The sequence below is a fragment of the Rhabdaerophilum sp. SD176 genome, from assembly GCF_030143245.1.
In the GTDB taxonomy this organism is placed as follows: Bacteria; Pseudomonadota; Alphaproteobacteria; order Rhizobiales; family Beijerinckiaceae; genus Rhabdaerophilum.
Map to the genome: position 1 here is coordinate 377,886 of NZ_JARJNS010000001.1, position 25,617 is coordinate 403,502.

23 protein-coding genes and 1 tRNA gene are annotated in these 25,617 nt (G+C 63.8%); 10 read left to right on the plus strand and 14 right to left on the minus strand.

Annotated features, from left to right (window positions below):
- Positions 1-93: 93 nt before the first annotated feature.
- On the minus strand, positions 94-1,488 hold the full coding sequence (gene tig / locus P0652_RS01805; protein ID WP_284177036.1) for a trigger factor: 1,395 nt from the start codon (positions 1,486-1,488) through the stop codon (positions 94-96).
- Positions 1,489-1,641: 153 nt separating this feature from the next.
- Positions 1,642-1,726: transfer RNA gene (locus tag P0652_RS01810), tRNA-Leu, on the minus strand.
- A gap of 210 nt (positions 1,727-1,936) precedes the next feature.
- On the opposite strand from P0652_RS01810, the gene P0652_RS01815 reads away from it, so the two are divergent.
- From P0652_RS01815 to glnA, 3 genes are all read left to right on the plus strand, one after another.
- The gene (locus P0652_RS01815) at positions 1,937-3,367 is read left to right on the plus strand and encodes a multicopper oxidase family protein (RefSeq protein ID WP_284177037.1); all 1,431 of its coding nucleotides are present in this window, start codon (positions 1,937-1,939) and stop codon (positions 3,365-3,367) included.
- A gap of 196 nt (positions 3,368-3,563) precedes the next feature.
- Complete coding sequence (locus tag P0652_RS01820; RefSeq protein WP_284177038.1) at positions 3,564-3,902, plus strand: P-II family nitrogen regulator; 339 nt, start codon at positions 3,564-3,566, stop codon at positions 3,900-3,902.
- Positions 3,903-4,077: 175 nt separating this feature from the next.
- Entirely contained in the window at positions 4,078-5,487 is a 1,410-nt protein-coding gene (gene glnA / locus P0652_RS01825; RefSeq protein WP_284177039.1) for a type I glutamate--ammonia ligase, read from the plus strand.
- A gap of 189 nt (positions 5,488-5,676) precedes the next feature.
- On the opposite strand, the gene P0652_RS01830 is transcribed toward glnA, so the two are convergent.
- Positions 5,677-5,901, minus strand: a complete 225-nt coding sequence (locus P0652_RS01830) for a hypothetical protein (protein WP_284177040.1) — start codon at positions 5,899-5,901, stop codon at positions 5,677-5,679.
- Positions 5,902-6,061: 160 nt separating this feature from the next.
- Between P0652_RS01830 and P0652_RS01835 the strand changes: the two genes are divergently transcribed.
- From P0652_RS01835 to P0652_RS01850, 4 genes are all read left to right on the plus strand, one after another.
- Complete coding sequence (locus P0652_RS01835) at positions 6,062-8,029, plus strand: PhoX family protein (protein WP_284177041.1); 1,968 nt, start codon at positions 6,062-6,064, stop codon at positions 8,027-8,029.
- Positions 8,030-8,211: 182 nt separating this feature from the next.
- Entirely contained in the window at positions 8,212-10,344 is a 2,133-nt protein-coding gene (gene parE, locus P0652_RS01840) for a DNA topoisomerase IV subunit B (RefSeq protein WP_284177042.1), read from the plus strand.
- Positions 10,345-10,474: 130 nt separating this feature from the next.
- Entirely contained in the window at positions 10,475-12,145 is a 1,671-nt protein-coding gene (locus P0652_RS01845; protein ID WP_284177043.1) for a methyl-accepting chemotaxis protein, read from the plus strand.
- Between the two features lie 348 nt (positions 12,146-12,493).
- A complete protein-coding gene (locus tag P0652_RS01850; protein ID WP_284177044.1) occupies positions 12,494-14,197 on the plus strand; it encodes a methyl-accepting chemotaxis protein in 1,704 nt (567 codons plus the stop codon).
- A 61-nt stretch (positions 14,198-14,258) separates the two neighbouring features.
- On the opposite strand, the gene P0652_RS01855 is transcribed toward P0652_RS01850, so the two are convergent.
- The gene (locus P0652_RS01855) at positions 14,259-14,843 is read right to left on the minus strand and encodes a Spy/CpxP family protein refolding chaperone (RefSeq protein ID WP_284177045.1); all 585 of its coding nucleotides are present in this window, start codon (positions 14,841-14,843) and stop codon (positions 14,259-14,261) included.
- Between the two features lie 170 nt (positions 14,844-15,013).
- On the opposite strand from P0652_RS01855, the gene P0652_RS01860 reads away from it, so the two are divergent.
- Positions 15,014-15,289, plus strand: a complete 276-nt coding sequence (locus P0652_RS01860) for a hypothetical protein (protein WP_284177046.1) — start codon at positions 15,014-15,016, stop codon at positions 15,287-15,289.
- Between the two features lie 168 nt (positions 15,290-15,457).
- Positions 15,458-17,044: a DEAD/DEAH box helicase gene (locus P0652_RS01865; protein WP_284177047.1), complete on the plus strand. Its 1,587-nt coding sequence runs from the start codon at positions 15,458-15,460 to the stop codon at positions 17,042-17,044.
- Positions 17,045-17,105: 61 nt separating this feature from the next.
- Here P0652_RS01865 and P0652_RS01870 read toward each other — a convergent pair whose 3' ends face one another.
- Together P0652_RS01870 and P0652_RS01875 are read right to left on the minus strand one after the other, a co-directional pair.
- Positions 17,106-17,471 carry a TfoX/Sxy family protein gene (locus P0652_RS01870; protein WP_284177048.1) on the minus strand — a complete coding sequence of 122 codons (366 nt, stop codon included), beginning with the start codon at positions 17,469-17,471 and terminating at the stop codon, positions 17,106-17,108.
- Between the two features lie 2 nt (positions 17,472-17,473).
- A complete protein-coding gene (locus tag P0652_RS01875) occupies positions 17,474-17,824 on the minus strand; it encodes a HesB/IscA family protein (RefSeq protein WP_284177416.1) in 351 nt (116 codons plus the stop codon).
- 170 nt (positions 17,825-17,994) lie between these two features.
- Between P0652_RS01875 and P0652_RS01880 the strand changes: the two genes are divergently transcribed.
- On the plus strand, positions 17,995-18,594 hold the full coding sequence (locus P0652_RS01880) for a GNAT family N-acetyltransferase (protein ID WP_284177049.1): 600 nt from the start codon (positions 17,995-17,997) through the stop codon (positions 18,592-18,594).
- On the opposite strand, the gene P0652_RS01885 is transcribed toward P0652_RS01880, so the two are convergent.
- Genes P0652_RS01885 through sufB form a run of 8 tightly spaced genes read right to left on the minus strand, consistent with a single transcriptional unit; the run spans position 18,595 to position 25,561 of the window.
- A complete protein-coding gene (locus tag P0652_RS01885) occupies positions 18,595-19,347 on the minus strand; it encodes a hypothetical protein (protein WP_284177050.1) in 753 nt (250 codons plus the stop codon).
- A 21-nt stretch (positions 19,348-19,368) separates the two neighbouring features.
- Positions 19,369-19,770 carry an SUF system Fe-S cluster assembly protein gene (locus tag P0652_RS01890; RefSeq protein ID WP_284177051.1) on the minus strand — a complete coding sequence of 134 codons (402 nt, stop codon included), beginning with the start codon at positions 19,768-19,770 and terminating at the stop codon, positions 19,369-19,371.
- Positions 19,771-19,819: 49 nt separating this feature from the next.
- Positions 19,820-21,046 (minus strand): cysteine desulfurase, encoded by a 1,227-nt coding sequence (locus tag P0652_RS01895; RefSeq protein WP_284177052.1) that lies wholly within the window; start codon positions 21,044-21,046, stop codon positions 19,820-19,822.
- Positions 21,047-21,048: 2 nt separating this feature from the next.
- Positions 21,049-21,723 (minus strand): hypothetical protein, encoded by a 675-nt coding sequence (locus tag P0652_RS01900; RefSeq protein ID WP_284177053.1) that lies wholly within the window; start codon positions 21,721-21,723, stop codon positions 21,049-21,051.
- On the minus strand, positions 21,720-23,021 hold the full coding sequence (gene sufD, locus P0652_RS01905) for a Fe-S cluster assembly protein SufD (protein ID WP_284177054.1): 1,302 nt from the start codon (positions 23,019-23,021) through the stop codon (positions 21,720-21,722). The genes P0652_RS01900 and sufD overlap by 4 nt, the downstream gene beginning before the upstream one ends.
- Positions 23,021-23,767 (minus strand): Fe-S cluster assembly ATPase SufC, encoded by a 747-nt coding sequence (gene sufC, locus P0652_RS01910; RefSeq protein WP_284177055.1) that lies wholly within the window; start codon positions 23,765-23,767, stop codon positions 23,021-23,023. Before sufC ends, sufD begins: the two co-directional genes overlap by 1 nt.
- A 43-nt stretch (positions 23,768-23,810) precedes the next feature.
- Positions 23,811-24,092: a hypothetical protein gene (locus P0652_RS01915; RefSeq protein WP_284177056.1), complete on the minus strand. Its 282-nt coding sequence runs from the start codon at positions 24,090-24,092 to the stop codon at positions 23,811-23,813.
- Positions 24,089-25,561 carry a Fe-S cluster assembly protein SufB gene (gene sufB / locus P0652_RS01920; protein ID WP_284177057.1) on the minus strand — a complete coding sequence of 491 codons (1,473 nt, stop codon included), beginning with the start codon at positions 25,559-25,561 and terminating at the stop codon, positions 24,089-24,091. The genes P0652_RS01915 and sufB overlap by 4 nt, the downstream gene beginning before the upstream one ends.
- Positions 25,562-25,617: the final 56 nt, after the last annotated feature.

Here is a 25,617-nt window from a genome sequence, read left to right on the forward strand (position 1 = left end):
TGTCGAACCTGCCGGCGGGAAACCCGCCCGGCACCTGTTCTTGAACCAGGAGGACCCGGTTTGAACGGGCCTCGGGTCACTCGGCCTTTCGGGTCACTCGGCCTTCTTGGCCTTGGCCTTCTTCGGCTTTTCGGCCTTTTCCTCGGCTTCCGGCACGTCATCATCCATCAGCTCGGCACGGGTCACGCGCTTGTCGGTGATCTTCAGGCCCATCAGGATCAGGTCAATGACCTTTTCCTCGAAGAGCGGGGCGCGGATCTGCGCCAGGGCCTCGGGGTTCTTCGTGAAATATTCGAAGACCTGCTTTTCCTGGCCGGGGAAGGAGCGGGCGCGGGCGATCAGCGCATCGCGTATCTCGCTTTCCTCGATCTTGACGTTCGACTTGGCGCCGATCTCAGCGAGGACGAGGCCGAGCCGGACGCGGCGGGCCGCGATCGTGCGATACTCCTCGCGGGCCTTCTCTTCTTCGCCCTCGCCGAAGGATTGACCGGAGCGGGCCATGTCGGCGGTGAGCTGGCGCCACACGGTCGAGAATTCCTCCTCGAGCATGGTCGAGGGCAGGTCGAACGTGTAGATCTTGTCGAGGCCATCGAGAAGCTGGCGCTTCATCTTCTGGCGCGTCTGCTCGGTCATCTCTTCCAGGATCGACGCCCGAACGGCATCGCGCAGCTTCTCGACATCGTCGAGGCCGAACTTCTTGGCCAGTTCGTCATCGATCGCCTGGTCGCCCGGCGCCTGGATTTCCTGCACGGTCACGGCAAATTCCGCCGCCTTGCCCGCGAGTTCGCGCGCCTGATACAGCTCGGGGAACATGGTCTTGACGACCTTCTGCTCGCCCTTCTTGGCACCGACCAGCTGCTCCTCGAAGCCCGGGATGAACTGGCCCGAGCCGATGATCAGGTCGACACCCTCTGCCGTGCCGCCCTCGAAGGCGACGCCGTCGATCGTGCCGACGAAATCGATCGTCAGCTTGTCGCCATCCTGCGCCTTGTCGTTGGCGCCGCGCGGCGAATACGGCCGGTTGGCCGCTGCCATGCGCTGGATTGAGGAATCAATGTCTTCCTGTGCGATCTCGGCGACCTCACGGATGATCTCGATGGCAGAATGGTCGGCAATTTCGATCTTCGGCAGAACCTCGACATCGACCGAGAAGTCGAGATCGGCCTTGCCGGCCAGAACCTGTTCGATCACCGTCTGGTCTTCGGTGAAATTGATCTTCGGCTCCGACGCGAGGCGGATGTCATGCTCCTCGACGATTTTCTTGTTGGCATCGTTCACGGCGTTCTGGACAACATCGGCCATGACCGACTTGCCATAAACGCGCCGGAGATGCGCAACCGGCACCTTGCCCGGGCGGAACCCGTTGAGATTGACACGCTCGCGGAGCGTCTCGAGTTCGCTTTCGAAGCGGCTGCCCAGATCGGCGGCGGCGATGACCACCTTGAACTGGCGCTTGAGCCCTTCGGCGAGGGTTTGAGTGACCTGCATGTTCAACCTTAGATATCCGTTCGGGCTGGTGCCCGTATCAAAACCTGAATGCGTCGCAGCGACGCGTGATGCCGTTTAACGTCCTGTCCGGAACCGCCGAAACCGATCCGGCCCCGAGGAAACCCGGCCGATCCCGGCAAACGCATTCGGCACTGGTGCGGGCGAAGGGACTCGAACCCCCACGACTTTCGTCACCGGAACCTAAATCCGGCGCGTCTACCAGTTCCGCCACGCCCGCCTACGCTTCCACCGGAATGGAATACGTGACGAGACTGCGAACAGCCTCGCCTGACCAGCGGGCCGCGTCTATATCACGCTTTTCGCCGGCCGCAGCAAAAATCTGCACGAGCGCACAGGCCGGAACGCCCGCTTGGCCGCCGGGCATCGGGGCTTGACGGGAAGCCGGCATCTTTCGACATAGACGGCGAGAATGCCCGAAGGAGCGCCCGTGCCGAACCCCTCTCCCTTCCGGGGCCTTTCCCGCCGGACCCTGCTGCAGGGCACCGCCTTCGCCGCCCTTGCTCCCGCTGGTGCAAAAGCCGCCAGCCCGGCCGCGGAAACGCGGTTCCGTCTCCGCGCCGAGGCCGTTTCGCTGCGACTCGGCACGGCCCACCAACCGGAAAGCCCGATGGCCCGCCTTGTGGCGGTTGATTCCCCCGCACCCGGCATGACGGTCCTCCGTGCGCGGGAGGGCGAGCCCTTCGTGCTGGAAATCGAGAACCGCCTCGACCAGCCGACGGCCTTCCACTTGCGCGGACTGCGAGGCCTCAATGGCGAGGACGGGATGCCCGGCCTGACCGGCACACCGATCCCGGCGGGCGGCACCGGCCTGATTCGGGTTCCCGCCCGGCAGAGCGGCACCTTTATCCTCGCGCCAAGCCTCGCCAGCCATGTCGCCGAGCAGAATGCACGCGGCCTGCACGGCGCGTTGGTGGTCGAGGAGCGCACGCGCCAGTCTTTCGATCTCGACGAGGTGCTGGCCGTTGCCGACTGGCGTCTCGACGGCGAAGGCCGGCTTGCGGGTGATTTCAACAGCCGCCGCGATGCCGCGCGGGTCGGCCGGCTCGGCAACCGGCTGACGGCGAACGGGGCGCCGGCGCCCGGCGGCATGGTCGTCAGGCCCAATGCCCGCCTGCGCATCCGGATGATCAACACCTCGAATGCCAGGATGATCCCGCTCAAGGTCTCCGGCTTCTCGGCCGAGGTCGTCGCCATTGATTCAACGCCCTGCCAGCCTTTCGATCCCTTGAAGCGCACGGTGATGCTCGCGCCCTCCTCGCGGATCGAGCTGGTGCTGCAGGCGCCGCCCGCAGCCGGCCAGACCGGCGCGATCGAAGCGAAGATCGGCGAGGGCATCCCGATCTTCACCTACCGGACCGAGGGCGCCCCCCTGCCCCCGCCCTCGCGGACGGCCAGCCTGCCGGATCCCGGCCTGCCCCCGGCCATCCGCCTGCAGGATGCGGTGCGCGCCGAACTGGCGATCACCGGCGGCGCCGGCACGCAGCCTGCCGATGCCGAACCGGCCGCCCTCGCCCGGCTCTTCGTGGATCCCGCGCAGATCTTCCGGCTGAATGACGGCAAGGTCGGCGGCTTTTCCGGCAAGCCGCTGGCCAGTCTGAAGCGCGGTCGCGTGCTCGTGCTGGCACTGGCCAACCGCACGGCCTGGCCGCAGGTCATCGCGGTGCATGGCCATGCCTTCCGCCTGCTTCACGCTTACGATGATGGCTGGGAGCCCTATTTCCTCGACACGCTCTATCTGGCGCCGGGCACGATCGCCCGCGTTGCGCTGATCGCGGACAATCCCGGCCGATGGGCGATCCGGTCAACCATCGCAGAGCATTTCGCCGCCGGCGTCGCGACCTGGTTCGAGGTCACCTGACAGGCGTGAAAACATGCTGCACATTTTTTGTGCGCAATGTATGTTTTGTAAACACGGTGCCCGGCCTGTGTGCGGCCAGTGACTTTGTCATGCATCCGGGCCCGCATTTGACCTTCCGGCTATTGACGGCTTTCGGGCTTTCGTGATGTGTCAGCGCATTCTGTGACGACAATTTTACACGAGAAGGGCTCCAGCCATGAAGAAGATCGAAGCGATCATCAAGCCATTCAAGCTGGACGAGGTGAAAGAGGCACTTCAGGGCATCGGCGTGCAGGGCATTACCGTGTTGGAAGCCAAGGGCTTTGGGCGCCAGAAGGGCCATACCGAGCTGTATCGGGGCGCCGAATATGTGGTCGATTTCCTGCCGAAGGTGAAGATCGAGGTTGTCCTGCAGGATGCCATGCTCGGCGAGGCCATCGAAGCCATCAAGAACGCCGCCCAGACCGGCCGGATCGGCGATGGCAAGATTTTTGTTTCCTCGGTCGAGCAGGCGGTTCGTATCCGCACCGGCGAGACCGGCCCCGACGCGATCTGACGCGCCGGCCGCCCGGGAACCTGGCCGGTTCGGGGCGAGTGCGCGGGTCTGCCGTCTGGCTCTGGCGGCAGGTCCTGATCACTTCAGGGGCCACACCAACGCGCCCGACAGGGACGATCAACCGAGTTCTAGCAACTCACACATGAAGTCGAACGGATAAAGGACACGACGCGTTATGAAGACGGCAAAGGATGTTTTGAAGTTCATCAAGGAAAATGACGTGAAATACGTCGATTTCCGCTTCACCGATCCGCGCGGCAAGTGGCAGCACGTCACCTTCGACATCACGATCGTCGATGAGGAAGCGCTCGAAGAAGGCATCATGTTCGACGGTTCGTCGATCGCCGGCTGGAAGGCCATCAACGAGTCCGACATGCTGCTGAAGCCGGATCCGGTTTCCGCCCATCTCGACCCGTTCTTCGCGGCCTCGACGCTGGTCATCAACTGCGACGTTCTCGAGCCGGCCACGGGCGAACCCTATGCCCGCTGCCCGCGCGGCATTGCCAAGCGCGCCGAGAACTACCTGTCCTCGACCGGTATCGGTGACACCGCGTATTTCGGCCCGGAAGCCGAGTTCTTCATTTTCGACGACGTGAAGTTCAAGGCCGACCCGTACAATACCGGCTTCAAGCTGGATTGCTCGGAACTGCCGATCAACTCGGATGCCGATTACGAAGGCGGCAACCTCGGCCACCGCATCGCCACCAAGGGCGGCTATTTCCCGGTTCCGCCGCAGGATTCGGCCCAGGACATGCGCGGCGAAATGCTCGCGGCGATGGCCTCGATGGGCGTCGTGGTGGAAAAGCACCACCATGAAGTGGCCTCGGCCCAGCATGAACTCGGCATGAAGTTCGGCACCCTCGTCACGATGGCCGACCACATGCAGATCTACAAGTATGCCATCCACAACGTGGCCCAGTCCTACGGCAAGACGGCGACGTTCATGCCGAAGCCGATCTATGGCGACAACGGCTCGGGCATGCATGTCCACCAGTCGATCTGGAAGGGCGGCAAGCCGGTGATGGCGGGCGACAAGTATGCCGGCCTTTCGCAGACCTGCCTCTACTATATCGGCGGCATCATCAAGCACGCCAAGGCGCTGAACGCCTTCACCAACCCGTCGACCAACTCCTACAAGCGCCTCGTCCCGGGCTATGAAGCCCCGGTCCTGCTGGCCTATTCGGCCCGCAACCGCTCGGCCTCCTGCCGTATTCCGTGGACGAACTCGCCGAAGGCCAAGCGCGTCGAAGTCCGCTTCCCGGACCCGATGGCCAACCCGTATCTCGCCTTCTCGGCGATGCTGATGGCCGGCCTCGATGGCATTGCCAACAAGATCGATCCGGGCGCCGCGATGGACAAGGACCTCTACGATCTGCCGCCGAAGGAACTGAAGAAGATCCCGACCGTGTGCGGCTCGCTGCGGGAAGCCCTCGCCTCGCTCGACAAGGACCGTGGCTTCCTGAAGGCCGGCGGCGTCTTCACCGACGACTTTATCGACGCCTATATCGAACTGAAGATGCAGGATGTCATGAAGTTCGAAATGACGCCCCACCCGGTCGAATTCTCGATGTACTACAGCTACTAATCGAGGTTTCTTCAACCAGAATGAGAGAGGCGCCTGCGGGCGCCTCTTTTCGTTTGCCGGTGCCGCGACGGGATGGAACCACCACCGGCGCAGCGATGGCGCGGTGGAAGGGCCGGAATCACAAAGGCCCCGCTTGCGGCGGAGCCTTTCAGGATCGTGCAGGATTCAGGCTGCTGAACGCAGGCTGGTTCAGGCCGCCTGGCCCCAGCCGCCGAGGCGGGCCATCAGCGTCGTCCAGCCGAAATGATGGGCGAGCGCTGCACCCGCACCCGCCACGGCGAGGAGCATCATCGCCATGCGCCCCGGACGGGCCGGCGGCACGTAACGGGCCTCGAAATCGCTTTCCGTAAAACCGAAGGCAGAGCCCGCTGCGGCAGCGTGGTTTTCGAGGGTTTTCAGGTGCGGATGGGCCATCTCACGAACTCCAGCGCGATTCATGTGTCGGTTGTGGCATCGACATGGTGAACATGCACTTAATGTCGTGTCCGGCTTGTCATTCAGGCTTCACGCAGTCCGCCGAGACTGGGCGCAGGGCTGATGAACCGGAGCCCGCCGATCGCCCGAGGAGAACAGCATGACCGACCACGCCCAAGTGCCCCTTTCCGTCCAGTTCGAGGAATCCGAGGACCGCGGCTCGAATGCCAGCGCCAACCCGACGCTTGGCGACGTGATTGCCGCCCGTTTCGATCGACGTGATCTGATGAAAGGCCTGCTTGGCTGCACGGCCATCGCCGCAACGGTGTCACCCGTTGCCCTGATGGTGGCCGGAGAGGCCCGCGCGCAGGGCAACAACACCACGCCGAGCTTTGCTTTCAAGGAGATCGCTGCCGGTTCGGACGAGAAGCATTATGTCGCCGAAGGCTACGATGCCGACATCCTGATCCGCTGGGGTGATGCGGTCCTGCCGGGCGCGCCCGCTTTCGACCCCGCGAACCAGAGCGCGTCGGCCCAGGCCATGCAGTTCGGCTACAATAACGATTTCCTCGGCTTCGCGCCCATCGGCGGATCGCCCGCGCATGGCCTGCTCGTGATCAACCATGAGTACACGAATGAGGAACTGATGTTCCCGAAGCTCGGCCGGCAGGACCAGAAGGCCAGGTTCGCCGGCATGACGAAGGAACTCGCGGCCATCGAGATGATGGCCCATGGCGGCTCTGTGCTCGAGGTGAAGCGCGAGAACGGCAAATGGGGCATCGTGCCGAATTCGAAATACGCCCGCCGCATCACCGCGGAGACGCCCATGGCCATTACCGGCCCTGCCGCCGGCCACCCACTGATGCGCACGAATGCCGACCCGACCGGGACGAAGGTGCTGGGCATGCTCAACAACTGCGCCGGCGCCATGACGCCCTGGGGCACGTGGCTGACCTGCGAGGAAAACTTCAATGGCTATTTCTGGTCGAAAAAGGCCGGCGAGGAAGGCCCGCAGGGCAAGGCGCTGAAGCGCTATGGCGCCCCAGGTGAATGGTACAACTGGGGCCAGTATGTCGACCGCTTCGACTACGCCAAGGAGGCGAACGAGGTGAACCGCTTCGGCTGGGTGGTCGAGATCGACCCGTTCGATCCGAATTCGGTGCCGAAGAAGCGCACCGCGATGGGCCGCTTCAAGCACGAGGGCGCCGGCAACATCGTGAACAAGGATGGTCGCTTCGTCGCCTATCAGGGCGATGACGAACGTTTCGACTATGTCTACAAGTTCGTGACGGATGGCCGGGTCGATACCGCCAACCGGGCGGCCAATGCCGACCTGCTCGACAAGGGCACGCTCTATGTCGCGAAATACAACGCGGATGGTACTGGTGAATGGCTGCCGCTCGTGCATGGGCAGGGCAAGCTGACGGCGGAGAACGGTTTTCCGGATCAGGCCACCGTGCTGATCCATGCCCGCCTCGCCGGCGACGCGCTCGGTGCGACCAAGATGGACCGGCCGGAGGATATCGACGTCAATCCGAAGACCAACAAGGTCTATCTGATGCTGACCAACAACAGCCGCCGCAAGGCCGACCAGGTTGATGCGGCCAATCCGCGCGCGGACAACAAATTCGGTCATATCATCGAGATGATCCCGGAAAACGGTGATCATGCTGCCCTGAAATTCGCCTGGAACATCCTGGTGAAATGCGGCGATCCCGCCATTGCGGAAGTCGGCGCAACCTTCCATCCGAACACGACAAAGGACGGCTGGTTCGGCATGCCGGACAATTGCGCCGTCGACAATGCCGGTCGCCTGTGGGTAACCACGGACGGCAATTCGCCGAAAGCCACCGGCCGCGCTGACGGCGTCTGGGCGATGGAAACCGAAGGCTCTGCCCGCGGCACCTCGAAACTGTTCTTCCGCTGCCCGAACGGCGCCGAGCTGTGCGGGCCCTATTTCACGCCGGATGACCAGACGCTCTTCGTCGCCATCCAGCATCCGGGCGAAGGGGGCGATGCCACCTTCGAGAACCCGTCGACCCGCTGGCCGGACTTCAAGGACGGGATGCCGCCGCGGCCATCCGTCCTGGCCATCACCAAGCGCGGGGGCGGCAAGATCGGCGTCTGACGCCCCGCCCCGGACTGCAAACCGCCCTGGCGCCAAGCCGGGGCGGTTTTTTGCTGTGGCAACATGCCCTTCCCTGCAAGGCAGCCAGACTGGCTGGGGAGAAGCCCGATGCCGGGCTGTTCCCGGCCCGTTCTATGGCATAGTGAAAGCCGTCGAATCACCGCTCGCGAGGCAATGCTCCCATGGCGTCCAAGCCATCTCCCGCCCATGATCTCTTCGGACAGCTCGAAAAGGCCGCGAAGGATCTCGTGCGCGAGGCCCAGTCCACGCCCAAGCCAGCCTCCAAGCCGGTCCTTGCCGCGAGCGACAGCACCCCGCCGCCGCCGGGGGGACCGGGCGGCGGCACGGCCGGCCCTCGTCCACCCGCGCCTCCCGCCCCGCCGGGCGGCTATGACGGTTCGGCCATCGAAGTGCTGGAAGGACTGGAGCCGGTCCGGCGCCGCCCGGGCATGTATATCGGCGGGACGGACGAGAAGGCCCTGCACCACCTTTTCGCCGAGGTGCTCGACAATTCGATGGACGAAGCCGTGGCCGGCCATGCCACCTTCATCGATATCGAACTCGATGCCGAGGGGTTCCTGTCGGTCACGGATAATGGCCGCGGCATCCCCGTCGATCCGCATCCGAAATTCCCCGGCAAGTCCTCGCTGGAAATCGTGATGTGCACGCTGCATGCCGGCGGCAAGTTCGATTCCAAGGTTTACGAAACCTCCGGCGGCCTGCACGGCGTCGGCGTGTCCGTTGTCAACGCGCTCTCGGAGCATGTCGAGGTGGAGGTCGCGCGCGACCAGCAGCTCTACCGCATGCGCTTCTCGCGCGGCATCCCGCTGGGGCCGCTGGAACATCTCGGTGCGATCCGCAACCGCCGGGGCACCAAGGTGCGCTTCCGGCCCGACCCGGAGATCTTCAAGGCCGGCTCCACCTTCTCGCCGGCGCGGCTGTTCCGCATGGCGCGATCCAAGGCCTATCTCTTCGGCGGCGTCGAGATCCGCTGGACCTGCGCGCCCGGCCTGTTGCCGGCCGGCGGGGACACCCCGGAGCGGGCCATCCTGCGCTTTCCGGGCGGCCTTGCCGATTATCTCGCCCGCGAGATCGAGGGCAAGCCGCTCGTCATCGACGAGATGTTCTCCGGCAAGCTCGACAAGCAGGGCCACGGCGCCTGTGAATGGGCCATCGCCTGGTACCAGCATGATGACGGGCAGGTTTCCTCCTATTGCAACACCATCCCGACGCCCGAAGGCGGCACCCATGAAGCCGGCCTGCGCGTGGCGTTGCTGCGCGGCCTGAAGGACCATGCCGAGCGCATCGGCCAGTCCAAGCGCGCGGCCGTACTGACCACGGACGACATCATGACGGGCGCGGCCGTCATGCTCTCCGTTTTCATCCGCGAGCCGGAATTCGTCGGCCAGACCAAGGACAAGCTCGCAACAACGGAAGCGAGCCGGATTGTCGATGCCGCCCTGCGCGATGCCTTCGACCACTGGCTTGCCGGCAATCCCGGGAAAGCGCTGAAGTTGCTCGATTTCGTGGTCGAGCGCGCCGAGGACCGCCTGCGCCGCCGGGCCGAGAAAGATGTCCAGCGCAAGACCGCCGTCCGCAAGCTGCGCCTGCCGGGCAAGCTGGCGGATTGCTCCTCCTCGAACCAGGCTGATACCGAGCTCTTCATCGTCGAGGGGGATTCGGCGGGCGGCTCCGCCAAGCAGGGGCGCGACCGTGCCACCCAGGCCATCCTGCCCCTGCGCGGCAAGATCCTCAACGTGGCCAATGCCGGACGCGACAAGCTGGCCCAGAACCAGCAGATCGCCGATCTCGTCCTCGCTTTGGGCTGCGGCACCGGCAGCCAGTACCGGCATGACGACCTGCGTTACGGCAAGGTCATCATTATGACCGATGCCGATGTGGACGGCGCGCATATCGCCTCGCTGCTCATCACCTTCTTCTACCGGCAGATGCCGAAGCTGATCGAGAACGGCCATCTCTTCCTGGCCGTCCCGCCGCTCTACCGGATCACGCATGGCGGCAAGACGGTCTATGCGCGCGACGATGCGGAAAAGGAGCGCCTGCTGGCCACGAGCTTCAAGGGCAAGAAGCCGGAGATCGGCCGCTTCAAGGGCCTTGGCGAGATGATGCCGGCCCAGCTCAAGGAAACCACAATGGATCCCTCGCGCCGGCTCCTCCTGCGGGTTCAGATCCTGCCGGAAGACCGGACCGGAACCGAGGATTCCGTGGAACGGCTGATGGGCAACAAGCCGGAAGCGCGCTTCGCCTTCATCCAGGAACGGGCCGCCTTTGCGGATGAACTCGTTGATTTGTGATTTTTCTAAATGTTACTTGGCTAAATTAATAATCACCTGAGTCGGAGAACGATTTAATCTTGTAATAAGACTCTCATTACTATTGTGCGGCGCAACATCGACTCCTCCAGAAATGGTGAGGCACAGCGCCGTGAAACGGATTTCGACCAAGATCGTGACAGCGATCCTCCTGCTGCTTTTTTCCAGCATCACAATCGGAAGCATCGCCTGGTACATCCAGCAACGAGAAGTGAACACGCTTTCCGCCGTTTACGATGATCACGTAATCCCCCTCAGAGACCTGAAAGTGATCAGCGAGCGGTTTTCGGTCGGCATCGTGGATGCTGGCCACAAGGCACGTTCGGGCTGGAATTCCATGCCGGAAACGCTGAAGATCATGAAGGCGGCGCTGGCGGAAATCGATACGCTCTGGGCACGCTATCTCAAGAACTACGCCACCAGAGAGAAGCCACAATTGGTGGCCGAGGCCGAGGCTTCCGTCGCAACCGCCCGAACAGCCGTGACGGCGATCATCGGCTTCGTGGAGGCCAATGACAGGCCGAAGCTCGTCGATTTCCTTGAAGTCAAGCTCTATGCCCAGCTGGATCCGAGCCGGAAGGCGCTGGATGCGCTCATCGATCTGGAGCTCGAAAGCGTCAGGGAAATCCACCGGCAGGCCCAGATCGCCTCGGGAACCACCAAGATCATCCTGATGGCCATCCTCAGCATGTGCCTCGGGGCCGCGCTCTGGTGCATCCTCCTCGCCGTGCGAGGGCTGGCGCGCCGGCTTTCCGCCTCGATTGCGAGCATGAATGCCTTGGCAGAGGGGCAGACCGGCCTGACGTTGGACGGGATGGACCGGCAGGATGAGTTCGGCTCGATGGCGCGTGCCCTGGCCACATTTCAGGACGCGGCAATCGAACGCGAAAGCCTGGCAGCCCTCGCCGCCGAGGGGCAGGCAGCCCGGATCAAGCGCGCCGAGCGCATTGAGCAACTGATCGCCGAGTTCGAGGCTGCATCGGGCGCATCCATCCGGACGATGAGCCACACTGCCGCGACCCTCGCTCAAGCCGCAGAAGGCATGACCAGAAATGCGCAAACCACCGCGCAACAGACCGGACTTGTTGCAGCGGCGACGCATCAGGCCTCTGAAAGTGTAAGGGAATTGTCCTCGGTCAGCGAACAGTTGGCCGCCTCGATTTCCGAGATCGGCCATCAGGCCGAGCAATCCTCGACCCTCGCCTCGAAGGCTTCGGCGCGCGCCCAGGCCACGGATGTAACGGTCGAGAAGCTCAGCGAGGCGGGTCTGGCCATCGTCGAAGTGGTCGATCTGATCCGATCCATTGCCGGACAGACCAACCTTCTGGCCTTGAACGCCACGATCGAGGCGGCGCGGGCTGGCGAGGCGGGCCGGGGATTCTCCGTCGTCGCCGCCGAAGTCAAGGGCCTGGCCGCGCAGACCACCCGGGCCACCGAAGTGATCTCCGAGCATGTCGGCTCGATCCAGCGCGCCTCGACGGAATCCATTGAGGCCGTCCGTGACATCACCCGGCTGATTGCGGAGATCCATCAGGTTGCCTCGTCCATCGCCGTCGCGGTGACGGAGCAGAGCCAGGCAACAAATGGAATCGCGGAGAACGTCCAGCAGGTTGCGCAAGGCACTGACCATGCGGCCGAAAACCTGACGGTTGTGCATGAAGCCTCCCAGGCAACCGGGAACTCTGCCAGGGAAGTCATGGCGGCCTCCGAAGCCCTGCACGAGCAAAGCGACATGATGCAAAAGGAAGTGGCCCGCTTCCTGTCAAATGTCCGCGCTGCCTAGGCTCATCACGGGCACGCAGGAATGGTGCATGTCGGCAAGCGGACACAAGGGTGTCGCGCCACAGGGGTGCTGCAGCAAGTGCAGGCGAAAAATCCTGCAATTAGACGAAAGTCTTATCACTCAGCGAGATAGGATCAAAGTCTTACGTATTAAAAAATGCTGCATACAGTTATGGGACATACAGCGCCGTACCTCAGAGTTGCCGGAAATTTTTCCTATCTTGGCAGGGTTGTAGATTTCGCCGGCAAAAAATAGCGGATGTCTCACCGATCAGTTTAATACCGCCTTAGAAAATTTGCCAAAGAGATGAAAGGATTGAAGAAGAGTCACCGACCGGGACACCCGACCATGAAAACGATCTCTAGCCGACTGGTCACGCTGCTGGCTTGCCTCTTCCTGTGCATTGCCGCGCTGGCCGTCTCTGCCTGGGTAACGACACGGACGCAATCCACCGCCCTGTCGACGCTCTACACCGGCAACATCGTTCCGCTCCGTAACCTGAAGGTGATCTCCGATCGCTACGCCGTCGATGTCGTCGATGCGGCGCACAAGGCCCGGGCCGGCACCTTTTCTTTCGACAAGGCCAGCGCCGCGATGAAGGAAGCTCTCGACGAGATCACCCGGCTCTGGCCCGTCTACCGCGCGCAGGTCACCAACCCGGCCGAGATGGCGAAGGCCGATGCGGCCGCCCGCCTGCTCGCCGAATCCCGAAAGGCCACCGAGGCGCTCATCGCGATCACCGCCGCGCGGGACATGGCGAAGCTGGTGGCTTTCGTCGAGAAGGACATGTACCCGGCCATCGACCCCGCCACCGAGGCGGTCGGCCAGCTGATCGATTTCCAGCTTGTTGACGCGGAGGCCACGCGCAATGCGGCACAGGGCTCCGGGGCGACCACCGAGCGCCTCCTCGCGATCTTCTCGCTGCTGGCGCTGGTTCTGGCCGGCATCGGCGGCGTCTATGTCGTGCGCGGCATCACGAAGCCGCTGCGGCGGGCGATCGAGGCCATGACATCGCTTGCGGTTGTGACGCGGGATCCGTCCGAGACAGCCGTTCAGGGGCTCGACAGGATGGAACTGGCCGGCGGGCGCCGCAGCGACGAGATCGGCGAGATCGTCCGGGCCCTCGAGACCCTGCGCAACGGCGAGATCGAGCGTCGCCGCCTGATCGCCGAGGCCAGCGCGGCGGAAACGCTGCGCCTCCAGCGGGCGCAACGCGTGGATGATCTGATCCGCGCCTTCGAGGCGAGCGCGAACCAGGCCCTCGGCCATGTGCAGGTCTCCTCCGACCAGTTGCGGGAAGCCTCCGACGAGATGATCGGCGTGGCGCGGACAACATCCGAGCAGGCCGGCGTCGTGGCCGCGGCGACCCATGAAGCGGCGGAAAGCGCCAAGGCCTTGACCGGCGTCGGCGACGAACTTGCTTCGTCCATCGCGGAGATCGGCCGCCAGGCCGAGCAATCTTCCGCCTTTGCCTCCAGGGCCGCCTACAAGGCCCGCGCAACGGACGAAACCGTTGGCAAGCTCAGCGAGGCCGGACGTGCCATCGTCGAGGTTGTGGATCTCATCAAGAATATTGCCGGGCAGACCAACCTGCTCGCGCTGAACGCGACGATCGAGGCGGCCCGGGCCGGTGAGGCCGGCCGTGGCTTCGCGGTGGTTGCGGCCGAGGTGAAGACATTGGCAGCCCAGACAACGCGGGCTACCGAGGTTATCTCCGAGCAGGCGATGGCGATCCAGGAGGCTGCGACCGAATCGATCGATGCGATGCAGGAAATCACCTCGATGATCGAGGAGATCAACCAGGTCGCCTCGTCCATCGCCGTCGCGGTCACGGAGCAAAGCCAGGCCACGCTCGGCATCGCGGAGAACGTGCAGCAGGTGGCGCAGGGTTCGGAACACGCCGCCGAGAGCATCTCGGTTGTCCATGATGCGGCGCGCAAGACGGGCACCTCGGCCGATATCGTTCTCGAGGCCTCCAACGCATTGAAGAGCCAGAGCGACCTGCTCCGGGAGCAGGTCGACCGGTTCCTGCGGGATGTCCGGGCCGCCTGACGCCCGCAAACCCGAGCAGCAAAAGGGGCGCCGGAGGCGCCCCTTTGTCATTTTCGTCGCTTCAGCGGAACCAGCCCTGCCCTTGCGGCGGGCCGTCAAAACCCGGGCCTCCATGGCGGCCCGGGCCGCCACGCATGTGGGGCGGCCGCCGGTTGGCCAGTTCCTCCACGCGCGACTTCTGCTTGTCATCCAGCGTCGCATAGAAGGACTTGGCCGGCTGGACCGATTTTTCGGCCGTATCCGCCGCCTTGCGCAGCACCAAGGCGAATTTCTCGAGCCGCTCCGGCGCGGTCGACGTACCCCTGACCGCGAAATTGTTGCACATTTCGTCGCGCAATTCCTTCAGCGCCGGCACGAGACCAGCGGCGAGCTTGTCCAGCTCGGCATTCTGCGCCGGCGTCAGGTCAAGATCGGCCTTCAGGAACGCGCGGGCCACGCCCTCGAATTTCAGCGGATCGCGCTCGCAGAGCCGGGCCATGCCCGGTCCCGGGCCGCCCTGCCGCTGCTGCCCCCAGCGCGGGCCATGGCCACCGCCGTCGCGCGCCCAGTCGGCAATGCTCGCGCCGACGCCGATCGTCAGCACGGCCACGCCGGCAATCAGCCATTTCGAGGCGGCACTGCCAAAAAGAGGCTTCTTCTCGCTCATCACATCATCTCCATCAGTCGCCGACCCTTGTGGAAAGAGATGCTGCCCGGCTCCGCAAATCAACTTAAGCTTTGGTCATCTTCCGGACAGGATCCGGCAAAGGGCGGGGGAAAACCAATCCTTAAGGCTATTTGTTTACCATGATGACCTGTCGCATTCTGGAGGCGCGCATGAAGGACATCATCGAATTCCTGGCCGGTGACAGGGCCATGGTGCGGCGCTATCTGCTGTTATCGGTCGTGATGGTCGGCGCCACCTTTGCCGCGGCGCAGGGCGTCGTCGCGCTGCTGGCGGTTTTCGTGCCCGAGCCGATGCCGCGCTTTTCCGCCACCCAACAGGGCCAGACGCGGGTCTACACGGTCACGCGGTCGGTCCTCGATGACCAGCTGACGACCGGCTCGATCCCGCGGCCGGGCCAGGCGAAGCTCGATCCCTGCCGCAACTGACGCCCGCCGCCTCCCACGCCGGGAAATAAAGCGGGTTTGACCGCGAATCAGAAGTTTGCACTTGCATTTGCACGCCTTTTCCCGCTTAACCGCGTGATCGTCATGGCCCATGGTGGGCCTCGGGAACCGCCCTTTTTCCGGGCCGGTCGTTCGGCGATACAGGTGCTCATGTCCTTTTCTGATCTTGGCCTTTCGCAGAAGGTTGTCGATGCGGTCTCTGCCGCCGGATACACACAGCCTACACCCATCCAGGAGCAGGCCATCCCCCATGTGCTCGCCCGGAAGGACGTTCTCGGCATCGCCCAGACCGGCACGGGAAAAACCGCCGCTTTCACGCTGCCGATGCTGTCGATCCTCGAGCAGGGCCGTGCCCGGGCCCGGATGCCGAGGACGTTGATCCTCGAACCGACCCGCGAACTTGCCGCGCAGGTCGAGGAAGCCTTCATCAAATACGCACCGAACCACAAGCTCAACGTTGCCCTGCTGATCGGCGGCGTTTCCTTCGCCGATCAGGACGCGAAGATCACCCGCGGCGCCGACGTCCTGATCGCGACGCCCGGCCGCCTGCTCGATCATTTCGAGCGCGGCAAGCTGTTGCTGACCGGGATCGAGATTCTCGTCATCGATGAAGCCGACCGCATGCTCGATATGGGTTTCATCCCGGATATCGAGCGGATCGCCGGCCTCTGCCCGTTCACCCGGCAGACGCTGTTCTTCACGGCCACGATGCCGCCGGAAATCCAGCGCGTCACCGAGCAGTTCCTGTCCAGCCCGGTGAAGATCGAGGTGGCCCGCCCCTCCTCCACCGCCGCCACCATCACCCAGAAGCTGGTGGCCACGCATGGCAAGGATTACGAGAAGCGCGAGACGCTCCGGAACCTCATCCAGACCGCCGTGTCGGATTCCGATGGCAACCCGCTGAAGAACGGCATCATCTTCTGCAACCGGAAGACCGAGGTCGCGACGCTGTTCCGCAGCCTTCAGCGCCATGGTTTCTCGGTCGGTGCCTTGCACGGTGATATGGACCAGCGTTCGCGCATGGCCGCGCTGGATGCGTTCCGCAAGAACGAACTGACGCTGCTCGTGGCCTCCGATGTCGCGGCGCGCGGTCTCGACATCCCGGATGTCAGCCACGTCTTCAACTACGATATTCCGCATCATGCCGAGGATTACGTCCACCGCATCGGCCGGACCGGCCGCGCCGGCCGCCTCGGCACCGCCTATACGTTGGTGGCGCGCGGCGACGAGAAGTACCTCCAGGCGATCGAGAAGCTGATCACCAAGACGATCGAGTGGGAAGCGGGCGACATGTCGTCGCTGCCCGAGCGCGCGCCCGGCGAGAGTGACGAGGCGCCGCGCCGTGGCCGTGGCGGCGAGCGGGACCGCAAGCGCGAGAAGCCGCGTGGCGGTCGCGAGGGTCGCGAGCATGTTCGCACGGCCCGCGAGCAGAAGATCATCGACGCCGCCGCCGCACCGGATCCGGATACTCCGGATGAAGCCGCTGTCGAGCGGGCACCGCGGCCGGAACGCGCACCGAGGCCGGAACGGGCACCGCGCGCCGAGCGCAGTGACCGTCCGGAACGCAATGAGCGTCCGGAGCGGGCAGCCCGGCCGGATCCCGCGCCGCGCCGCGAGGCTGCACCGCGTCGGGATGATCGCCGCCGGAATCGTGATGATGACGGACCGACGCCGAAAGGCTTCGGCGACTTCATGCCCGGCTTCCTGATGCAGGGCGCACCTGCAAAGAAGGACTGAGCGCAGAACCGCCGGGTCTCGGAAAAGCCGGGACCGGAAGGCCCGGTTCAAGCGGGCAGGCTCATCGCCGGGCCGGGCGTTTGCCGTTGCCTTGGGCTTCGGCCCGGGCCGCCGCCGAACGGGCCAGCCCAACCCAATGCCGCAAAGCATCCGGATCGTCATAGGCTTCATCCGGCAGCGCGAAATACGACATCACCGCCTGCTGGCCCGCCTTCTTCTCGTAGGTGAAGGGCCGCGAACCCGCCTGCTCCCAGTGCCGCCGCGTTTCGGCATCGACCTTGAGGAACAGGACGCCGTCGACATCGATCGCGAAAATTCCTTCCGGCCCGTAGATCCCGTGGCCGCCGAACATCGGACGGACCTTGACGGCGAGAACCGGAGCGAAAAAATCGACCAGCTCTCCGGCCCGCGGCGCCCCCTGCCGCATCGTCAGCCGGCGAGCACTTCCGGCTTCGCGGGTGTGATTGCGACGCTTTCACCACAACCACAGGCCGAGGTCTCGTTGGGATTCCGGAATACGAAGGTCGAGGCGAACTTGTCGGTTTTGACGTCCATTTCCGTGCCGAGAAGAAACAGCACAGCCTTGGGGTCGACCAGCAGGGTCACGCCCTTGTCCTCGATCACCTCGTCATGCGGGTTTTTCGCCTCGGCATATTCCATCGTGTAGGACATGCCGGCACAGCCGCCGTTCTTCACGCCGACGCGTAGGCCTACAATCGGCCGTTCGGCGGCGGAAATGGCCTCGCGGACACGGGCGGCAGCGGCCTCGCTCAGCGACATGACCTGCAATTTCCGGCGCGGAGCCGGATTGGGGACGGTATTCACGTCATCCTCCTGTCAGCCGGATTCAAGGTCCGGAGCAGTTACGATAGTGTGAGTATACCCTAACAATTCTTGCGTAAAGGTCGAGAGGCCGGCGACACTGCGCCGGTCACGAACCCGAGAGAGCCATGATTCTCCCATCACCCCTGCCCGTCCTGCGCACCGAACGGCTGGTCCTCCGGCGGCCGATTGCCACCGACATCACGGATCGTCACGCCATCGGCCGCGATCCGGAAATCTACCGGATGCTCGGTGCCGATATCAGGGGCCTCAGCCCGCTGACCGAGGACCAGGCACGGGCCTGGGTGGAGAGCATCGTCGCGCATCCCGCGGCCTGGGTCATCGAATTCCAGGGCCGTGCCATCGGCGAGATCCTGCTCGACAATTTCGTCGAGGCAGACCGCCGTGCCGGGTTGATCGTCGGCATTCTCGACCCGCAGGCGCTCGGCAAGGGCCTCGGCACCGAGGCGATCCGCGCGGTTGCGGAATTCGCCTTCGACACGCTGGCGCTGCACAAGCTCTCGATGCGCGTGCTCGGCTTCAATACCCGCGCCCTGCGCGCCTACGAGCGCGTGGGCTTCATCCGTGAGGGGCTGGAGCGGGAATCGGCGCTGATTGGCGGCATCTGGCATGACGATGTCATTGTCGGGCTTCTCAAGCGCGACTTCGACGCCCTGCGCGCCGAACCCAAGGGCCCGGCCATCCCGGCGCCGGCCTTGCGCTCGTGATCACTTCAGCCGGACATAGACCCCGTTGAAGCGTACATTCACGCCACCGCAGCCGCCACTATCCTCGACCACGAGATAGCGGCCGAAAAGCTGCAGGCGCGCCTGGCATTCGGCGAAATCATGCGGCGATTTCTCGCCTGAATAGCCATCGCCGAAAAACACCCGGTTGCCGTTTGGTACTGCCTCGCCTTCCAGCTCGCCGACATTGATGGCTCCCCGCGCCACACGGCCGGGGTCATGCCCGCCATAGGTTGCGTTCCCCGCGATGACCAGTTTGCCACCCTCGCCTTTGGTGATCGTGATCTCCGCCTCGGCATTGCGGCTCCAGGTTCCGAGCCAGGATTCAAGGCGTGGCGCCACAACCGGGGCCGTCACCAGGGCATTGGCCGGAAGAAACCCGCTGGTTTCGGCGAACTGGCCTTTCACCTTTCGGGCATTCGGCGCGATATAGGTTGCGCAGGCAATGCCGTTCCGGGTTTCCGCCACCAGCACCTCGTCACCGGGAACAAGGAAGCCCCGCCGCTTGCAAGCATCTGAAAGATCCGGGCATTTCGGCTTGGCTTTATCGCGGTCTGCGATGAAGTTCACGCGCGGGCCTGCGCCTGTCACCTTCATCAGGACGATATTCGGCTCCACGCCCACTTCCGGCGGGCCCTGGCAATAGCCGCGTTCGAACAGCGTCTGGGCCGCTGCCGGCACCGCCAGCGGCGCAAGCAGAAGGACGAGGACGGGAATCAGGCCAGGGCGGATCATGCCTCCAGCCTGCCCCTCCGATCACCACATGTCGAGAGCGACGCGCGCTTCATCCGACATCCGGCTCTGGTCCCAGGGCGGGTCGAAGGTCATCACCACCTTGCAACCGGACACGCCGGGCACGTTGAGGACGGCCGTCTCGACCCAACCCGGCATCTCGCCGGCCACCGGGCAGCCGGGCGCCGTCAGCGTCATGTCGATGGTGATGTAACGGTCATCCGAGATATCGATCCGGTAGATCAGGCCCAGCTCGTAGATATCGGCCGGGATTTCCGGGTCATACACGGTTTTCAGTGCAGCGATGATATCATCCGTCAGGCGATCGAGCTCCTCCGGCGGAATGCCTCCCGCCGGCGCCGCCGGAGCGGGTGCCCTTGTCTCGTCTTCCGGGATCGGATCGATCCGGGTCGCGTCATCGGTCATGCGCCGCAATCCTCAACGGAACGCCAGGTTCCTAACTCGTTCAGGGTCTTCAACCGAACAATCGATCGGCCCGTACCAGCGCTTCCGCCAGCCGGTCGACCTCTTCCCGGGTGCTATATAGGGCAAAGCTCGCGCGACAGGTAGCCGTTTTGCCGAAGCGCTTCAGCAGCGGCATCGTGCAATGCGTGCCGGCCCGCACGGCAACGCCCTGCCGGTCGATAACCGTGGCGATGTCATGGGCATGGGCATGGGCATGGCTGAACGACACGATCGCCCCCTTATGGCGGGCCTTCCCGAGAATGGAGATCGAATTGATCTCGCCCAGCCGCTCATGGGCATAGGCGACCAGCGCATCCTCATGGGCGCGGATCGCCTCCTTGCCGAGCGCGTTGACATAGTCGATCGCGGCGCCGAGCCCGATTGCCTGGACGAGCGGCGGTGTACCGGCCTCGAACCGGTGCGGCGGGCCGCCATAGGTCACGCCCTCTTCCGACACCTCGCGGATCATCTCCCCGCCGCCCAGGAAGGGCGGAAGCTCCTCGAGCAGCGCCTTCTTGCCGTAGAGCACCCCGATGCCGGATGGGCCGTAGAGCTTGTGCCCGGTAAAGACGTAGAAATCGGCATCGAGATCCTGCACGTCGATATCGAGATGCACCGCCGCCTGGCTGCCATCCACGACGACCGGGATACCGCGTGCATGGGCAATGCGGATGACCTCCTTCACCGGCACGATCGTGCCGAGCGCATTGGACATCTGCGTGATGGCCACGACCTTCGTCCGTTCGGTCAGCAGCGCCTCGAACGCATCCAGCAGGAAATTGCCATCCTCATCCACCGGCGCCCATTTGATCACGGCGCCGTGGCGCTCGCGCCAGAAATGCCAGGGTACGATGTTGGAATGATGCTCCATGATGGAGAGGACGATCTCGTCGCCCTCGCCCAGCCGGACATGCCGGCCAAGGGCGGATGCGACGAGATTGAGGCTCTCGGTCGCGTTCTTGGTGAAGATGATCTCCTCCACCGAAGCGGCATTGAGGAAACCTCTCACCCGCTCGCGGGCCCCCTCATAGGCTTCCGTCGCGGCATTGGCGAGATAATGCAGACCCCGATGGACATTGGCATATTCGGTCTCGTAGGCAAGCCGCATCCGCTCCAGCACCTGGCTGGGCTTCTGCGCCGAGGCGGCATTGTCGAGATAGGTCAGCGGCTTTCCGTAAGGCTCCATCGCAAGGGCGGGGAAGTCGGCGCGGATCCGGTCGAGGTCGAGGCTCATCATCGTCAATCCACCAATTCGGGAAACAGGGTCAGGGTGCCCACCAGCACGCCGGAGAAGAACAGGGCCGCGGCGACGAGCCCGACCAGCAGCGAGAACATCAGCACTGCCAGGCCGCGCGGATAGCTGGCCAGCGCCAGCACATCCGTCGCGAGGCGGGCCGATTGATGGATCGCCATCACGATCACCGCCAGCGAACCCGCCAGCACCAGATAGGCGCCAGTGGACGGCCAGAACCGATGGACGATCACGCCGGTCAGATCAGACAGGACCCCCGCAAAGCCCGCGAGAAACCCGACGCAGAACAGGAAATACACCGCAAGATTCGCATCGCGCCGGGCAGGTGAACCGCCGAACAGGCGCGAGACCGTGGGCAGCACCAGCCATTGCACCAGCAGCAGCGTGGCCAGCCCGCCGATTACCGCCGCCCAGACTGTGGGCACCAGCGCCGGATGGATGGTCGTCTGGTCGTCCGCGCCGAAGAAGGAATCCAGCAGCGCATCCGCACCCAGCCGGCGGTTCAGCACGAGGCTGAAGGCAATGCCGAGCCCGTAGAGCAGGATCGCCCGCCAGCCATCGGCCCGGCTGCGCCCCTCGCGCTGCCCGGCCTCGACAACGCCATGCGGATCCGTCCAGACCCGCATGACATCGTCCCAGACCGGAGAGCCCGGATTGCTCACGCCGCCTGCCTTGCCGCCAGCCATTCGCTGATGAGCATGGCCAGCGAATCCCGCAGGGTTTCGTCGCTGACGGCTTCGAGCACCTCGCCGAGGAAGGCCTCGACGAGCAGCGCTTCGGCTTCCACACGCGGCAGGCCGCGCGCCATCAGGTAGAAGAGCTGGCTCTCCTCCAGCGCGCCGCAGGTGGCGCCATGGGCGCAGACCACGTCATCGGCGAAGATTTCCAGCTCCGGCTTGTTCGACATCGCCGCCTCGTCGCCGAGGAGCAGCGCATTCGAGGCCATCTGGCCATCGGTCTTCTGGGCGTGCGGGCGCACGATGATCTTGCCCTGGAACACGCCATGGGCCTCGTCATCCGCGACCGTGCGGAACAATTCGCGGCTGGTGCCATGCGGAACCGCATGATCGACCACCAGCGTATTGTCGCAATGCTGGCGACCGCGGATCATCGTGGCGCCGCGCAGGTCGAGCTTCGCATTCTCGCCGGCATAGGTAATGAAGCTCTGGTGCCGGGCCACGGCACCGCCCATGCTGAAATTCAGCGACATCAGCTCCGCTTCGGCCGCGAGCGACGCCGCCAGCGTGGAGAGGACGAGCGCCTCGTTCCCTGCCGTATTGACGCGGATATGCTCGACCTTCGCGCCCTCGCCGAGGATCAGTTCGACGACATGGTTGGACTGGTAACGCGAACGCTGGGAGCCTTCATGGCTTTCGTAGACAAGCAACTCTGCTCCGGCGCCAACGTTGATGATGACGCGTGACGAGACAGAAAAGGTCTCTTTGGTATCGAGTTCGTCGAGATCATCAACGAATGCTAGATGGACGCTTAACTTTGACCCGCCGGGAACCTCGAGAAGCGCTCCATCCCGGCAAAATATGGTATTGAGATCAACGACCGGATCGCTCAATTTAACGAAGGCCGAATTGAGCGTCACACTTCCGCTTTCCAAGGCATCACCAATTGCCCGCACGGAAATTGGCAACGCAATGTCTTGAGCCAATTGCATTTTGCCATTCCCAAACATAATCGTCGGGATGGCTTCGATACAAATCCTATCGCTCGGCATCAGGTAAGTGTTTGGCGGCAAAATCGCTTCCGGCGCCTGGCGCATCAGGGCACGCAGATCGGTATAGTGATAGGCCTCGACCCGCTTCGAGGGCAGGCCCTTCGCCTTGAGCCGCTCGAACGCCGCCGCACGTTCCGCCGCCGCGCCGGGCAGCCCGGCTTTCTCGGCCTCGAACCGCTCGATCAGAGCCGTCTCGGCCGGCGTCCGCATCTGAACCACGGTCGGTGCCATCACGCGGCCTCGACATAATTCGCGTAGCCATCCTTCTCGAGCTCATGCGCCAGTTCCGGCCCGCCCGATTTGACGATCCGGCCCTTGGCCATGACATGCACCTTGTCCGGCACGATATGGTCGAGCAGGCGCTGGTAATGGGTGATGACCAGCATGCCGCGGCCCGCGCCGCGCAGCGCATTGACGCCCTCGGCCACGATGCGCAGCGCATCGATATCGAGGCCGGAATCGGTCTCGTCGAGGATGCAATAGGCCGGGTCGAGCAGGGTCATCTGCAGGATTTCCATGCGCTTCTTCTCGCCGCCCGAGAAGCCGACATTGAGCGGCCGCTTGAGCATGTCCGGGTTGATGCCGAGCTTTTCCGCCGCCCCGCGCACCTTGCGCATGAAATCACCCGGCGAGAGTTCGGCCTCGCCGCGCGCCTTGGCCTGCGCGTTCATGGCGGCCTTGAGGAAGGTCATCGTCGCCACGCCCGGGATTTCCAGCGGATACTGGAAGGCCAGGAACAGGCCGGCCGCCGCGCGCTCATTGGCTTCCATCTCGAGGATGGAATTGCCGTTGAGCAGGATATCGCCCTCGGTGACGGTGTAATCCTCCTTGCCCGCAATCACATAGGACAGGGTCGACTTGCCCGAGCCGTTCGGCCCCATGATCGCGGCCACTTCGCCGGGATGGATGGTCAGCGTCAGGCCGTTGAGGATCTTCTTGTCGTCGATTTCGACGTGGAGGTTCTTGATTTCAAGCATCGTTTTGTTCCGTTCACCCGCGCCGAAGCGCAATTAGCTCCGATCAACCGCCTCCCGGCGGATTGATCTTGTCCCAATCCTTCAAGACTTCAGCTCGGCTCGCGCCCTGCTCCGACCTCATTGCAAAAAATGCCTTTCGCATCTTTTCTCCAAGCGCGATCGAAAGCAGCAACGGAGGAACCATGAAAAGCAACAGGTAGTTCGCGATAGACTGCCGCCCAAGGGCGGCGGCAAGGATCACCGAAAAGAAGATAAGGCCAGTAAGGCCGGCAGCGAGACCAACCTGACGGCGAAGCGAAGAATATCGCTTCTCCCATTCGCTCACCCCACGCTCCCCTCGAGGCTGATCGCGATGAGCTTCTGCGCTTCCACCGCAAATTCCATCGGCAGCTGCTGCAGCACATCCTTCACGAAGCCATTGACGATGAGCGCCACCGCCTCTTCCTCGTCGAGGCCGCGCTGCATGCAATAGAACAGCTGGTCCTCGGCGATCTTCGAGGTGGTCGCCTCATGCTCGAACACGGCCGAGGCATTCTTGCTCTCGATATAGGGAATGGTATGCGCGCCGCATTCCTGGCCGATCAGCAGGCTGTCGCAATTGGTGAAATTGCGCGCGCCCGTCGCCTTGCGATGCGCCGAGACCTGCCCGCGATAGGTGTTGTCGCTCTTGCCGGCGGCAATGCCCTTGGCGATGATCTTCGAGGTCGTGTTCTTGCCCAGATGGATCATCTTGGTGCCGGAATCGACCTGCTGCATCCCGTTGGAAATGGCGATCGAGTAGAACTCGCCCGAGGAGCCCTCGCCGCGCAGGATGCAGGACGGATATTTCCAGGTGATCGCCGAGCCGGTTTCCACCTGCGTCCACGAAATCTTCGACCGCGCGCCGCGGCAATCGCCGCGCTTGGTCACGAAATTATAGATGCCGCCCTTGCCCTCGCTGTCGCCGGGATACCAGTTCTGCACCGTCGAATACTTGATCTCGGCATCATCGAGCGCGATCAGCTCGACAACCGCCGCATGCAGCTGGTTCTCGTCGCGCTTCGGCGCCGTGCAGCCCTCGAGATAGCTCACATAGGAACCGGCATCGGCGATGATCAGCGTCCGCTCGAACTGGCCGGTCTTCTGTTCGTTGATCCGGAAATAGGTCGAGAGTTCCATCGGGCAGCGCACGCCCGGCGGGATATAGACGAACGAACCATCGGAGAAGACGGCGGAATTCAGCGTCGCGTAGAAATTGTCCGTCGTCGGCACGACGGTGCCGAGATATTTCTGCACCAGTTCCGGATGCTCGCGCACGGCTTCCGAGATCGGGCAGAAGATGACACCGGCCTTCTTGAGCTCTTCCTTGAAGGTCGTGACCACCGAAACCGAGTCGAACACCGCATCCACCGCCACGCGGTTCTTCGGTTCGACGCCGGCGAGGATTTCCTGCTCGCGCAGCGGAATGCCCAGCTTTTCGTAGGTCCGGAGCAGTTCCGGATCGACTTCGTCGAGCGATTTCGGGCCGGCCGTGTTCTTCGGCGCCGAGTAATAATGCAGGTCCTGGAAGTCGATGGCGGGGTAATGCACGCGCGACCAGGTCGGCTCGATCATGGTCTGCCAGCGGCGGAAAGCTTCCAGCCGCCATTCGAGCAGCCAGGCCGGCTCATCCTTCTTGGCCGAGATGTAGCGAACGATATCCTCGTTCAGCCCCTTCGGCGCCAGCTCGGATTCGATATCGGTGACGAACCCGTATTTGTACTGGTCGACATCGATCGTCTTGACGGTCTCGACCGTCTCCTTCACCGCTGCCATTCTTCTCTCCTCTTCGGTTTCAAGGACCGAGGGTTTCCGTCAAACGTTATACGTGC